Origin of the sequence: Chromobacterium sp. Panama (genome assembly GCF_003052555.1) — a bacterium.
Classification (GTDB): Bacteria; Pseudomonadota; Gammaproteobacteria; order Burkholderiales; family Chromobacteriaceae; genus Chromobacterium.
Map to the genome: position 1 here is coordinate 267,423 of NZ_QARX01000001.1, position 13,901 is coordinate 281,323.

Below are 13,901 nucleotides of genomic sequence, written 5' to 3' on the forward strand. Positions count from 1 at the left end.
GCCGGCTCCCGATACGCGGCGCGGCATTGAATTTCTGGCGGAAAAATGGTCTATTCCTCATCCGCCTTTTCACCGAGTCGCCCGCTATGTCGCATTGGCTGTCCCAGATCGATCCCGATTCCGTTCGCCGCACCCCGCTGGGCGCGCGCGGCCATAATCTGCTGCTGACGCCGCAGGCCGCGCCGCAGCCGCTGTTGCTGAGCCAGGAGGAGCAGGAACTGGTGGACGGCTGGCTCAAATCGCGCCGCAATCGCATGCGCTGGAGCAGCCTGCTCGCGCTGGCGGACAGTCACGCCCTGGCGGCGAACCTGCTGCGCCGGCTCTTGGAGGCCGGCTGGTGCGAGGTTGAGCTGCACGCCGAAACCGGCCTGCGCCTCAGCCAGCTGGAACCGTTCTGGGTGCAATGGCTGGACATGTACGGCCTGCGCCATTTGCTGGGCATGGCCGACGCGCGGCCCCAGACCGAGGTGGTGGAGCTGTGGCGCGGCTGGCAGCCGCGCCATCCGCTGCTGTTGGGCTTGGCGGAAAGCCTGAGCCCGCATCTGCAATCCTCCACGCTGGAGCGCCGGCTGAAGCTGGCCCAGGCGCTGGACCAATGGCTGCTGGACGGCTGCTGGGGCACCGAGCGCCAGTTTTCGCAGCGCGCGCTGGGACGCAGCAAAGCTTTCGGCGCGGCGGACCGGCAATGGCTGGCGGAATTCGGCATCGATCTGGAAGCCTGCGGCATCGCCCGTCACACCCCGCACGTCTTCCTGTCCGGGCCGCTGGGCCTGTGGGCCGGGCAGCAGTGCCTGCTGTCCGCCGCCTTGCTGCAACAAGGCGTGGCCCTGGGGCCGGAGGCTTTGATGAGCGTGAGCGCGGTGGAAGGCGCGATCCGCAGCGTGCGCATCGTGGAGAATCTCAGCGTGTTTCAGACGCTGAGCCAGCAGGCGCTGCCGGTGCTGACCATCTGGGTGCCGGGCCAGCCGCATCAGCGCTGGCGCGAGGCGGTGCGCCATTTATTGACCCTGCTGCGGGTGCCGGTGCAGATCGCCTGCGACCTGGCCCCGTCCGGCATCGCCGTCGCCATGGCCGCCGGCCAGGTGGCGGAGCAGGCCGGACGGCCGTGGTCGCCGTGGCGGATGCAGCCGGAGCAACTGACCCTGGCCAACGGCGCCCAGCCCTTGAGCGAGGCGGAGCAGGCGCAGCTGGCGCGCCTGATGGGCGGCGGCCTGCCGCCCTTGCTGCACGGCCTGGCGATGGAGATGCAGGAGAAGCAGTGCAAGGTGGAGCAAGAGGCGCTGTTCATCGAGGACTGGGGGGACTGAGCGCCGGCCGTCCGGCCCGCTGAAAACGGGCGTGGAAATCCGGCTTGGCCGACGGGCGGGCGGCGGAAAATACCGGCGGGCGGCGGCGCGCCGGCAATGACATTCGGGCAAATTGGGGCGGGTGTGAAAAAACTGCCCGGCGATGGGTACACAGCGGGAAAAAGCTGCGTTATCATCGCCCCCCAAACCCTTGATGGCAAAGGCAAGATATCAGGGTTTTCAGGAATTGAGAGAGGCTGGCGGGGTGTCAGGCACCCCCGCCGGCCTCTTGCTTTTGGGCCGCCGTTTTGGCGCGTGCGCGCGCCGCCAGAAGAAGAGGAATATCCTTCCCATGTTGATTGGCTTCGTCGTCGTCTATCTGCTGCTGTCCGTGGGCATCGGCCTCTACGCCGCCACCCGGGTGCGCAACGCCCGCGATTTCGCCGTGGCCGGCCGCAGCCTGCCGTTTCCCATCGTCACCGCCATGATGTTCGCCACCTGGTTCGGCTCGGAGGCGGTGCTGGGCATTCCGGCCACCTTCATCGACAAGGGCTTCGCCGGCATCGTCGAAGACCCGTTCGGCTCCTCGATGTGTTTGGTGCTGGTGGGCCTGTTGTTCGCGCGGCCGCTGTACCGGCTCAATCTGCTGACCATAGGCGATTTCTACAAGCAGCGCTTCGGCCGCAATGTGGAGCTGTTCGTGTCGCTGTGCATCATCGCCTCCTACCTGGGCTGGGTGGCGGCGCAGCTGACCGCGCTGGGCGTGGTGTTCAACGTGCTGTCCCAGGGCGCGATCAGCGCCAACACCGGCATGTTGCTGGGCGCGGGCATCGTGCTGGTGTACACGCTGTTCGGCGGCATGTGGTCGGTGGCGCTGACCGACTTTTTCCAGATGACGGTGATCGTCGCCGGCCTGCTTTATCTGACCTGGCTGATCGGCGACATGGCCGGCGGCCCGGTCAAGGTGCTGCAGCACGCGGCGGCGCAGGACAAGTTCACCATGATTCCCAGCATGGCGCCCAAGGACGTGGTCGGCTTCGTCGGCGCCTTGCTGACCATGATGTTGGGCTCCATTCCGCAGCAGGATATTTTCCAGCGGGTGATGTCGGCCAAGAACGAGAACGTCGCCGCGCGCGCGTCCATCGTCGGCGGCGGCCTGTACCTGACCTTCTGCATGCTGCCCATCTTCATCGGCTTCGCCGCCACGCTGATCGACCCGACCATGGTGAGCCGCTGGATGCAGCAGGACGCGCAGATGATTCTGCCCAGCCTGATCCTGGAGCGCACGCCGCTGTTCGCGCAGGTGATGTTCTTCGGCGCGCTGCTGTCCGCCATCATGTCCACCGCGTCCGGCACCTTGCTGGCGCCGTCGGTGACTTTTACCGAGAACGTGCTCAGCCGTTTCATCCCGGTGATGTCGGACCGCCAGTTCCTGCTGGCGATGCGGCTGACCGTGGTGGGCCTGGCCATCGTCACCACGGTGTTCGCGCTCTTGTCCGACGCCACCATCTACGAGATGGTGGGCAACGCCTACAAGGTGACGCTGGTGTCGGCGGTGGCGCCGCTGTTCGCCGGCCTGTTCTGGAAGCGTTCCACGCCGCAGGGCGCCTTGCTGGCCATCGCGCTGGGCCTGGGCAGCTGGCTGGCGCTGGACTGGTTCGGCCCGGCGGATCCGTTCTGGCCGCCGCAGCTGGTGGGCCTGGGCTTCAGCATTGTCGGCATGGTGGCCGGCAGCCTGCTGCCGCAGCGGCTGGGACGGCAGGCTTTGGCGGGGATGGGCCGGGCCTGACCCGGCCTTAGAGCCTGTTTACGATCTCGCGAGCCAAGGCGATACAAGGCGAAAGCGGCCGAGAACGCGGAACGGCCATACGGTAGATGAGCATTTCGAAGCCGTACTCACCATGTAAGGCGTCCTCGACGCGCAGCGGATCGTAAACGGATTATCAGAAGTTGGCCGGGGTGTTGGCGCTGATGATCTCCGCCTCGTCCGGCCCGATATTGCGGAATTTGTGCGGCAGGGTGCTGGGGAAGTAATAGCCGTCCCCGGCGGAGAGGATGCTGATGTGGCCGTCCACGGTCAGCTCCACGCTGCCGCGCACCACCACGCCGCACTCCTCGCCTTCCGGATGGGTGATCATTTCCTTGCCGGTGTCCGCGCCCGGCGAATACAGCTCGCGCAGCATGCGCATCTGGCGATTGGGATTGGATGCGCCGATGATCAGCAGCTTCAGGCCGTCGCGGCCCAGATCCGGCTGTTGTTCGCGGCGGAAGGTGTAAGGGTCGCTGGGCGGCGGTTCGCCAAAGGTCAGGAATTCGGTCAGCGTCATGGGGAAACCCTGAATCAGCTTCAATAGCGAACTGATGGACGGGCTGACCCGGTTCTGTTCTATCAGCGAGATGGTGGCGTTGGCCATGCCGGCCCGTTTCGCCAGCTCGCGTTGAGACAGCGCGAAGTGCTCGCGCACTTGTTTGACGCGTAATCCAATATCCATGCCTGTAACCTCGGTGGCGTGCCCTTGTCGGCCTCTGCTTAGTATTTTCGACAATTTTTCGAATAGCGTCACAGTATACTGATGTCGCCGCCGGCGATGCAGAGCAATTCGCGTTTTCCGGCCGGCGGCGGCGCATTTTCGAAGCCTGGAACCATTCTCCGGGCCGTCGCCGCGTCTGCCCGCGTTCTCAATCCTCCCGTCGCCGTCCCGCCAGGCCCGTCGCCTGCGTCGCTTGCCACAGACTTTCCCGCTTTGTGTTTGATTTTTTAGACAGCGTCGCCGCGCTGCCACAGTATGGTGGCATGCGCGCCGTCCGGCGCGCCGGAGAGACGCATTGAGAGCCTTATTGTGGATGGCGGGATGGGCGGCGCTATGGCTGGCGCCGGCGAGCTGGGCGCTGAGCCTGTCGACGGCGGAGCGGGACTGGCTGAGCCGGCACCCGGTGCTGCGCGTGGGCGTGGTGCCGCAAGCGCCGTACGCGGTGCTGGACGCGCGCCGGCAGGCGCTGAGCGGCGCGCATGTGGAACTGATGAACCGGCTGGCCGCCGAATTGGGCCTCAAACTGGCCTGGACCTTCTATCCGAACAAGACGCAGTTGAGCGCGGCGGCGCGGGCGGGGCGGGTGGATGTCGCGCCCGGTCTGGAACAAACCCCGGCCGGCTTGCGTTACTGGCTGTTTTCCGGCCCTTTCCTGCGCATCCCCTACAAACTGGTCGGGCGCGGCGAGCCGGCGGCGGCGCTGGAACTGGAACAACTGCCGGACAGCGCGCGGGTGGCGGTGCTCGAACCGGGCGCGGCGGCGGCCTTTCTGACCGCCAATTATCCGGCCTTGCGGCGCTTGCCGGCCGGCTCGGACCGCAACGCGCTGCAGCAGGTGCAGCAGCAGCGGGCGGATTACGCGGTGGTGGACGAGGCGCAGCTGAACCAGCTGCTGCGCGAGCCGGAATTCTCGCGCTTGCGCGCGGTGGGCGACAGCGGCGCCACTCGGCTGCTGCGGGTGGCGTCGCGGCAGGACTGGCCGCAGCTGGCGATGCTGCTGGACCGGGCCTTGAGCGCGCTGCCGGCCTCGCAGCGCGGCCATCTCTACACGCGCTGGGTGCAGGCGGAGCCGACGCCGCTGGCCGACAGCCTGCCGTTTTGGCGCAGGCTGAGCCAGGTCTCGCTGCTGCTCATCCTGCTCTTGGCCGGCGCGCTGCTGTGGCAGGGCCGGCAGCAGCGGCAGTCGCGGCAAGCGCTGGCGGCGGCGCGGCAGGCGCTGGCCCAGCGGGAAGCCGGCGCCGAGGCCTTGCGGCTGACCCAGTTCTCGGTGGATCACAGCACGGTGGGCATTCTGTGGCTGAACTGGGAAGGCCGGCTGCGTTACGCCAATCAGGCCGCGCTGGCGATGCTGGGGTGCGCGGAGGCGGAGGCGGTGGGGCAGCCGCTGTCTCGCTTCCAGCCGGGCTTGGACATGGACGGCTGGCTGGATTTGTGGGGCCGGGCGCGGAGCCGGGGCCTGCTGCAGTTTGAAACCGATAGCCTGCGCGCCGACGGCGGCAGCCTGCCGCTGGACGTCTCGCTCAGTTTTCTGCGCTTCGGCGGCGCCGACTACCTGGTGGCCTTTATGCACGACGTCACCGAAAAGCGGCAGGCGCGCGCCGCCCTGCGGGAGAGCGAGGCGCGTTTCAAGGGCATTGCCGGCAATGTGCCGGGCCTGGTGTTCCGGCTGGAGCGCGCCGACGCGGCGGAAGACCCGCGGCTGGCCTTCGTCAGCGAGGCCAGCCTGGCGCTGACCGGCTACCCGGCCGCGGACTTGCTGGCGCGGCCGGAGGGCTTGCAAGCGCTGGCGCACCCTGAGGACGCCGCGGCGCTGCGCGACAGCTGGCAAGCCGCCTGGCGCGAGCAGCGCGACTGGAGCTGGCAGGGCCGGATTCTGACCCGGGACGGCGCGGAGCGCTGGGCCGATCTGCGCGCCAGCGCCCGCCGCCACGGCGCGACGGGCATGGTGTGGGATGGCATCCTGTGGGATATCAGCGCCGGCAAGCGCAATGAACTGGAGCTGAGCGCGTCGCGCGCCATGCTGCGCGATCTGGCCGCCCACCTCGAAACGGTGCGCGAGGAGGAAAAAGCCCATATCGCGCGCGAGGTGCACGACGAGCTGGGCCAGGTGCTGACCGTGCTCAAGCTGGAAACCTCGATGCTGGAACTGAGCCTGGGGCGGCCGGAGGGCGCGGCGGCGGAGCGGCTGGCCAGCATCAAGAAGCTGATCGCCCAGACCTTCGCCCTGGTCCGCGACGTGGCCACCGCGCTGCGGCCGCCCATCCTGGACGCGGGCCTGGCCTCGGCGGTGGAGTGGCAGGCGCGCCGCTTCGAAGCCCGCAGCGGCATACCCTGTCTGGTACTGGTGCCGGACACGCCGCTGCGCCTGGACGACGCCAAGGCGGTGGGCCTGTTCCGGGTGTTGCAGGAGGCGCTGACCAATGTGATGCGCCACGCCGAGGCTCACACGGTGACGCTGCACTTGCAGGCCTTGCCGGGAGAACTGGTGCTGAGCATTATCGACGACGGCAAGGGCTTCGAGCGGCGGCCGGGGGAAGCGGGCAGCTCCTACGGCCTGGTGGGCATGCGCGAGCGCCTGCTGATGTTCGGCGGCGGCCTGGAAGTGGCCAGCGCGCCGGGACAGGGCTGCAGTTTGACGGCCCGGCTGCCCTTGCGGCCGGATGAAGGGGAGGAGAAGACATGATTAGAGTGATTGTGGCGGAAGACCACACCATCGTGCGCGAAGGCATCAAGCAGTTGATCGGCCTGGCCGACGATTTGCAAGTGGTCGGCGAAGCCGCCCACGGCGCCGCGGTGTTCGACGCCTTGCGCGCCGCCGCCTGCGATGTGCTGCTGCTGGATATTTCCATGCCGGGCCTGAGCGGCCTGGACGTGATCCCGCGCTTGCGGGCGCTGGCGCAGCCGCCGGCCATCCTGGTGCTGTCCATGCACGACGAGGTGCAGATGGCGGCGCGCGCGCTCAAGGCCGGCGCCGCCGGCTACGCCACCAAGGACAGCGATCCGGCGCTGCTGCTGACCGCGATCCGCAAGGTGGCCGGCGGCGGCCGCTACATCGACCCGCAACTGGCGGACCGGCTGGTGTTCGAAGTCAATCTCAGCGACGAGCGGCCGCCGCACGCCCAGTTGTCCGAGCGCGAGTTCCAGGTGTTCCAGCGCCTGGCGCAGGGGGCCAACGTCAACGAGGTGGCGCAGCTGCTGGCGATCAGCGCCAAAACCGTCAGCACCCACAAGGTCAGGCTGATGCAGAAGCTGCGCGCGCAGTCGCTGGCGGATTTGGTGCGCTACGCGATCGAGCATCAGCTGTTTTAACGCGCTTGGCTGCTGCGGCGCACTAAGAATTTCCCTACAGCGCGCGCCGTTTATCCCGACGGCAAAATCCGCCGTCCGCCGATGGCGGGCGCGCGCCGCGCTCCCTAGCATGGTTGGCGTACGCATTCACTTTCAGGTGTCGCCGCCATGTCCGCAGCCAGCGATGTGCTTGTCCGCTTCCTCAACGTCCAGAAAAGCTATGACGGCGAAAACCTCATCGTCAAAAACCTGAACCTGGACATCCGCCGCGGCGAATTCCTCACCCTGCTGGGGCCGTCCGGCTCCGGCAAGACCACCAGCCTGATGATGCTGGCCGGTTTCGAAACCCCCACCGGCGGCGAGATCCAACTGGCCGGCCGCTCCCTCAACCGGGTGCCGCCGCACAAGCGCAACATCGGCATGGTGTTCCAGAACTACGCCTTGTTCCCGCACATGACGGTGGCGGAAAACCTGGCCTTCCCGCTGTCGGTGCGCGGGGTCTCCAAGGCGGACATCCAGGACAAGGTGAAGCGGGCGCTGGCCATGGTGCAGCTGGACGCCTTCGCCGGCCGCTATCCGGGCCAGATGTCGGGCGGCCAGCAGCAGCGGGTGGCGCTGGCGCGCGCGCTGGTGTTCGAGCCGCAGCTGGTGCTGATGGACGAACCGCTGGGCGCGCTGGACAAGCAATTGCGCGAACACATGCAGATGGAGATCAAGCATCTGCATCAGCGGCTGGGCGTCACCGTGGTCTACGTCACCCACGATCAGGGCGAGGCGCTGACCATGTCGGACCGGGTGGCGGTGTTCCATCAGGGCGAAATCCAGCAGATCGACGCGCCGGCCCAGCTCTACGAGCGGCCGGACAACGCCTTCGTCGCCAACTTCATCGGCGAGAACAATCGCTTGCCAGGCACCCTGCTGAGCCAGGACGGCGAGCGCTGCCTGGTGGAACTGGAGCGCGGCGAAAGGGTGACGGCGCTGGCGGTGAAGGTGGGCGAGGCCGGCAGCCCGGTGTCGCTGTCCATCCGCCCCGAACGCATCCTGCTCAACGGCCATAGCGAGCGCTGCGACAACCGCTTCTCCGGCCGGGTGGCCGAATTCATCTACCTGGGCGACCACGTGCGCGTGCGCATGGAGGTGTGCGGCAAGCCCAACTTCTTCGTCAAACAAGCCATCGCCGAACTGGACGCCACGCTCGCCGTCGGCGACGTGGTGCCGCTGGGCTGGCAGGTGGAGCATGTGCGCGCGCTCGATCCGCTGGTTCACGAATAGCAAGGCGCGACGCCGCTCCCTTTGCACAGGAGGACCTGGAATGTCTGCAAGCATCAAGCTGGCCGTCACGGCCCTGGGTTTGGCTTTCGCGGGCCAAGCCATGGCGGCCGCTGTGACCGTGATCTCGTTCGGCGGCGCGGGAAAGTCCGCCCAGGACAAGGCGTATTACCGCCCCTTCCAGCGGGAGACCGGCATCAAGGTGATCGGGGCGGAATACAACGGCGAGATGGCCAAGATCAAGGCCATGGTGGATAGCCGCAGCGTGTCGTGGGACGTGGTCGAAGTCGAACCGGCGGCGCTGGCGCGCGGCTGCGACGAAGGCCTGTTCGAAAAGCTGGATTACAGCAAGATCGGCAAGCCCGCGGATTTTCTCGCCGGCGCGGTGCAAAGCTGCGGGATAGGCATGAACGTCTGGTCCATCGTCCTGGCCTACAACGCCGACAAGCTGAAAACGGCGCCGGCCGGCTGGAAGGATTTCTGGGACGTGAAGACCTTCCCGGGCAAGCGCGGTCTGCGCAAGGGCGCGCAGGACAATCTGGAGTTCGCGCTGATGGCGGACGGCGTCGCCCCGAAGGACGTTTACAAGGTGCTGGCCACGCCGACGGGCGTCGATCGGGCCTTCCGCAAGCTGGACCAGCTCAGGCCGAGCATCCAGTGGTGGGAAGCCGGCTCCCAGCCGCCGCAGTTTCTGGTTTCGGGCGATGTGGTGATGAGCTCGGCCTATAACGGCCGCATTTCCGAAGCGAGGAAGGAAGGCAAGAACCTGAAGGCGGTCTGGAACGGCTCGGTTTACAACTACGACTACTGGGCGATTCCCAAGGGCAGCCCGCGCAAGGACGACGCGCTGAAGTTCATCCGCTTCGCCACGCAGCCGGCCAATCAGAAAGTCTATGCCGACACCATCGATTACGGCGTCACCCACCGCAAGGCGATCCAGATGCTGGACGCGACAAGGAGCCGGGATCTGCCGACCTCGCCGCGGAATCTCGCTGTGGCGCTGAGCGAGGATACGGCGTTTTGGGTGGACAGGAGTGAGGAGCTCGAGCAGCGCTTCAACGCCTGGGTGGCCAAGTCCAAGTAAGCGCGGTTGCCGCGGCGCCCGCCGGCGTCGCCAGTTGGCCCCCGGATGGGGGCGGATGCACAACACACCGAGGTCATGATGGAACGCTCAGCAAAGCTCAGCCCTGCCCCGCAGCAAGCCGCCCAGCCCGTGGAGTTGGAAGGGGAGCGGCAACTACGTCGAGAACTGGCGGCCTGTTATCGGCTGATCGCGCACTTTCGCATGAGCGATCTGATCTCGACGCACATCTCGGTGCGCTTGCCAGGGCCGGAACACCATTTCCTGATCAATCCCTACGGGCTGATGTTCGACGAAATCACCGCGTCCAGCCTGGTCAAGATCGGTCTCGACGGCCGGGCGCTGGACGAGAACGACGCCCTGGTCAATCCGGCCGGTTTCGTCATCCACAGCGCCATCCACGCGGCAAGACCGGATGCCCAGTGCGTGCTGCATACCCATACCCGGGCCGGCTGCGCGGTGGCGGCGCTGGCGGAGGGCTTGTTGCCGGTGAACCAGATGTCGATGGAGTTCTACGGGAAGGCGGCGTACCACGATTACGAAGGGATCGCCCTGGACCTCAACGAGCAGGCGCGCCTGGTGCGGGATCTGGGCGACAAGCCGGTGCTGATCCTGCGCAACCACGGCTTGCTGACCGTGGGGGAGACGGTCAAGCAGGCTTTCCTGCGCATGTACTACCTGGAGAAGGCCTGCGACATCCAGCTGAGCGCGCAGGCGGCCGGAGCCTTGCGCCTGCCGTCCGTGGCGGTTTGCCGGCGGACTGAGCGCCAGTTCAACGAGCCGGAGCGCGAGGTGGGCGAGCGGGAGCTGAAGGACGATAGGTTCGTCGACCTGGCCTGGGCGGCGCTGCTGCGCCTGCTGGACCGGCTCGATCCCGGCTACAAACTTTGACCGGGACGGGCGGCTGCCGCGGCCCGGGCCAGCGGGCAAGCGGCGTTGACGTAAAGGAGGTAGGGGTCATGGCGATACACGGTAAATCCTTGCTTCTGGCTTGCGCCGCGCTGGCGGCCAGTCAGGCGCCGGCGCTGACCATCGTGTCATTCGGCGGCGCCAATCAGGCGGCCCAGGTTCAGGCCTATTACCAGCCCTTCCAGCGCGCCACCGGCATCAAGGTGCTGGCCGGCGAATACAACGGTGAAATGGCCAAGGTCAAGGCGATGGTGGCGGCGCGGAGCGTGTCCTGGGACGTGCTGGAGGTGGAAGCGCCGGAGCTGGCGCGGGGCTGCGACGAAGGCTTGTTCGAAAAGCTGGACCCGGCGCTGGCCGGCGCGCGCGCAGAGGTGGTTGATGGCGCGCTGCAACCCTGCGGCATCGGCCTCTTCGTCTGGTCCAATGTGCTGGCTTACAGCGCGGACAAGCTGAAGACCGCGCCGCGCGGCTGGGCCGATTTTTGGGACGTGAAGCGTTATCCCGGTAAGCGCGGCATGCGCAAGAGCGCCAAATACACCTTGGAAATCGCTCTGCTGGCCGACGGCGTTGCCGCCAAGGACGTGTATCGCCTGCTGGCCACGCCGGCCGGCGTGGAGCGCGCCTTCAAGAAGCTGGCCCAGCTCAAGCCGCATATCCAGTGGTGGGAAGCCGGCGCGCAGCCGCCGCAATACCTGGCCTCCGGCGACGTGGCGATGAGCTCGGCCTACAACGGCCGCATCGCCTCGGCCCAGCAAGAGGGCCGGAATCTGAAGATAGTTTGGGACGGCAGCCTGTATGACTTTGTCTACTGGGCCATCCCCAAGGGCGCGCAACAGGGCGCGGCGGCAAGGCGTTTCATCGCTTTCGCCAGCCGGCCGGAAGCCCAGGCGGCGTATTCGCGACAGATGGCCTATGGCCCGATCAATCGCCAGGCGATGGCGTTGTTGGCGCCGGCGCGACAACTCGAACTGCCCACCGCGCCGGCAAATCTGCAAAGCGCGGTACGGGTGGATTCCAACTTTTGGGCCGACCACGGCGAAAGCCTGGAGCAGCGCTTCAATGCCTGGGCCCTGCGCTGATGGTTGGTTTTGAAAGCCACGCCGGCCTGGCCGGCGTCACGATGCAGTCAACAAGGAGAATGAGGATGGCGTTTAAACAAAAATGCATGCTGCTGGGCGCCGCGCTGGCTTTGGCCGGCGCGGCTTCGGCCAAGGATTTGACGGTGATTTCCTACGGCGGCGCCAATAAGGACGCCCAGGCCAAGGCTTATTACGCGCCCTTCCAGAAGAGCAGCGGGCTCAAGCTGGTCAGCGGCGAATACAACGGCGAAATGGCCAAGCTCAAGGCCATGGTGGACACCAAGAGCGTGTCCTGGGACGTGTTGGAAGTGGAGTCGCCGGAATTGGTGCGCGGCTGCGACGAAGGCCTGCTGGAGCGGCTGGATTACGCACGCATCGGCAATAAGGCCGACTTCGTGCCCGGCGCGGCCCAGCCTTGCGGCATCGGCATCTTCGTCTGGTCCACCGCGCTGGCCTACAACGCCGACAAGCTGAAGACCGCGCCGGCCGGCTGGAAGGATTTCTGGGACCTGAAGAAATTCCCCGGCAAGCGCGGCCTGCGCAAGGGCGCCAAGGGCACGCTGGAGATTGCGCTGCTGGCCGACGGCGTGGCCGCCAAGGACGTCTATCCGGCACTGGGCACGCCGGCCGGCGTGGACCGCGCCTTCAAGAAGCTGGACCAGATCAAGCCCTATCTGCAGTGGTGGGAGGCCGGCGCGCAGCCGCCGCAATACCTGGCCTCCGGCGATGTGGTGATGAGCTCCGCCTTCAACGGCCGCATCGCGGTGGCGCGCAAGGAGGGCAAGAACCTGAAAGTGGTGTGGAACGGCAATCTCTACGACTTCGATTACTGGTCGATTCCCAAGGGCACGCCCAAGCGCGACCAGGCTTACCAGTTCATCGCCTTCGCCAGCAAGCCGGAAAACCAGAAGGTTTATTCGCAGAACATCGCCTACGGTCCCAGCAACAAGCGGGCGATTCCGCTGCTGGACAAGAACGAGCTGCCGGATTTGCCGACCGCGCCGCAGAACATCAAGGACGCGCTGAAGATCAATCTGGAGTTCTGGGCCGACCACGCGGAGAACCTGGAGCAGCGTTTCAACGCCTGGGCGGCGAAGTAGGGCGCTCATCCTTCATTTAGCGGAGGCCGCCTTTCGGCGGCCATAACGGAGTAAGGCCATGACGGCTTCCACGGTATCCCATTCCCGCGCGTCCGCGCCGGACGAGCGGCCTCTGAAGGCGCGGCTGGCCCGGGCGGAGCGGCTGGGCAAGCTCAAGTCGCTGGCGCTGGTGTCGCCGCTGCTGCTGTTCTTGCTGCTGACTTTCATCGTGCCCATCGGCGCGCTGCTGTTGCGCAGCGTGGACAACCCGGAAGTGGCGGGTTCGCTGCCGCGCACGGTGCGGGCGCTGGCGGCCTGGGACGGCAAATCGCTGCCGCCGGAGGCGGCTTACCGCGCGCTGGCCGACGATGTGCGGCTGGCCGGCGAGCGCCAGACGCTGGGCGATCTGGGCAAGCGGCTGAACATGGAGGTGCCCGGCTACCGCAGCCTGCTGGGCAAGACCTCGCGCGCCTTGCCGCTGGAGCCGGCGCCGGCCTCGTTCAAGCAGGCGCTGACCGAGCTGGACGAACGCTGGGGCGACCCGGCCTACTGGCTGGCGATACGCCGCAACCAGTCCGCCTACACGCCGTATTATCTGCTGGCGGCGCTGGATCACCGCATCGACGACCTGGGCGAACTCAGCCGCGCGATGCCGGATCAGGGCATTTACCTGAGCGTGTTCGCCCGCACGTTCTGGATGAGCCTGGTGGTGACCGCGCTGTGCCTGCTGCTGGCCTATCCGCTGGCCTATCTCTTGGCCAGCCTGCCCACGCGCCGCAGTAATCTGCTGATGATCATGGTGCTGCTGCCGTTCTGGACCTCGGTGCTGGTGCGGGTGGCCGCCTGGATCGTGCTGCTGCAGTCCGGCGGCCTGATCAACGCCGCCTTGCTGAGCCTGGGCCTGATCGAGCAGCCGTTGCAGCTGGTGTTCAACCGCGTCGGCGTCTACATCGCCATGGTGCACATCCTGCTGCCCTTCATGATTCTGCCCATCTACAGCGTGATGAAGGGCATCTCTCCCAGCTATCTGCGCGCGGCGATCTCGCTGGGCTGCCACCCCTTCGCCGGCTTCTGGCGGGTGTACGCGCCGCAGACCGTGGCCGGGGTGGGCGCCGGTTGCCTGCTGGTGTTCATCCTGTCCATAGGCTATTACATCACCCCGGCCTTGCTGGGCAGCCCCAACGACCAGATGGTCAGCTATTTCGTCGCCTTCTACACCAACACCACCATCAACTGGGGCATGGCCACCGCGCTGGGCGGCCTGCTGTTGGCGGCCACCTTGCTGCTGTACGCGGTCTACCACCGGCTGGTGGGCAGCGAACGGCTGCGGCTGGGCTGAACCGCCGCCTGGACCCAACCGATACTGGAGAGCCAAACCG

The 13,901-nt window shown here is 66.8% G+C and carries 11 protein-coding genes; 10 read left to right on the forward strand and 1 reads right to left on the reverse strand.

Going from position 1 to position 13,901, the window contains the following annotated elements:
- The first annotated feature begins 86 nt into the window (after positions 1–86).
- Both DB032_RS01375 and DB032_RS01380 read left to right on the forward strand, forming a co-directional pair.
- Positions 87–1,307 (forward strand): DUF2399 domain-containing protein, encoded by a 1,221-nt coding sequence (locus tag DB032_RS01375; RefSeq protein ID WP_107801597.1) that lies wholly within the window; start codon positions 87–89, stop codon positions 1,305–1,307.
- 331 nt (positions 1,308–1,638) lie between these two features.
- Positions 1,639–3,075: a sodium:solute symporter family protein gene (locus tag DB032_RS01380; protein ID WP_107797944.1), complete on the forward strand. Its 1,437-nt coding sequence runs from the start codon at positions 1,639–1,641 to the stop codon at positions 3,073–3,075.
- A 154-nt stretch (positions 3,076–3,229) separates the two neighbouring features.
- Here the strand turns inward: DB032_RS01380 and DB032_RS01385 are convergent, their stop codons facing one another.
- Entirely contained in the window at positions 3,230–3,778 is a 549-nt protein-coding gene (locus tag DB032_RS01385) for a cupin domain-containing protein (RefSeq protein ID WP_107797945.1), read from the reverse strand.
- Positions 3,779–4,112: 334 nt separating this feature from the next.
- On the opposite strand from DB032_RS01385, the gene DB032_RS01390 reads away from it, so the two are divergent.
- From DB032_RS01390 to DB032_RS01425, 8 genes are all read left to right on the forward strand, one after another.
- Positions 4,113–6,500, forward strand: coding sequence for a transporter substrate-binding domain-containing protein (locus DB032_RS01390; protein ID WP_199225788.1), 2,388 nt, complete (start codon positions 4,113–4,115; stop codon positions 6,498–6,500).
- Entirely contained in the window at positions 6,497–7,126 is a 630-nt protein-coding gene (locus DB032_RS01395) for a response regulator transcription factor (protein WP_107797947.1), read from the forward strand. The genes DB032_RS01390 and DB032_RS01395 overlap by 4 nt, the downstream gene beginning before the upstream one ends.
- A gap of 147 nt (positions 7,127–7,273) precedes the next feature.
- Complete coding sequence (locus DB032_RS01400) at positions 7,274–8,377, forward strand: ABC transporter ATP-binding protein (protein WP_107797948.1); 1,104 nt, start codon at positions 7,274–7,276, stop codon at positions 8,375–8,377.
- 40 nt (positions 8,378–8,417) lie between these two features.
- Positions 8,418–9,458 (forward strand): ABC transporter substrate-binding protein, encoded by a 1,041-nt coding sequence (locus tag DB032_RS01405; RefSeq protein ID WP_107797949.1) that lies wholly within the window; start codon positions 8,418–8,420, stop codon positions 9,456–9,458.
- A gap of 78 nt (positions 9,459–9,536) precedes the next feature.
- A complete protein-coding gene (locus tag DB032_RS01410) occupies positions 9,537–10,346 on the forward strand; it encodes a class II aldolase/adducin family protein (RefSeq protein ID WP_199225789.1) in 810 nt (269 codons plus the stop codon).
- A gap of 68 nt (positions 10,347–10,414) precedes the next feature.
- A complete protein-coding gene (locus DB032_RS01415; RefSeq protein WP_107797951.1) occupies positions 10,415–11,443 on the forward strand; it encodes an ABC transporter substrate-binding protein in 1,029 nt (342 codons plus the stop codon).
- Between the two features lie 65 nt (positions 11,444–11,508).
- A complete protein-coding gene (locus tag DB032_RS01420) occupies positions 11,509–12,543 on the forward strand; it encodes an ABC transporter substrate-binding protein (protein WP_107797952.1) in 1,035 nt (344 codons plus the stop codon).
- A 58-nt stretch (positions 12,544–12,601) separates the two neighbouring features.
- The gene (locus DB032_RS01425; RefSeq protein WP_107797953.1) at positions 12,602–13,861 is read left to right on the forward strand and encodes an ABC transporter permease; all 1,260 of its coding nucleotides are present in this window, start codon (positions 12,602–12,604) and stop codon (positions 13,859–13,861) included.
- Positions 13,862–13,901: the final 40 nt, after the last annotated feature.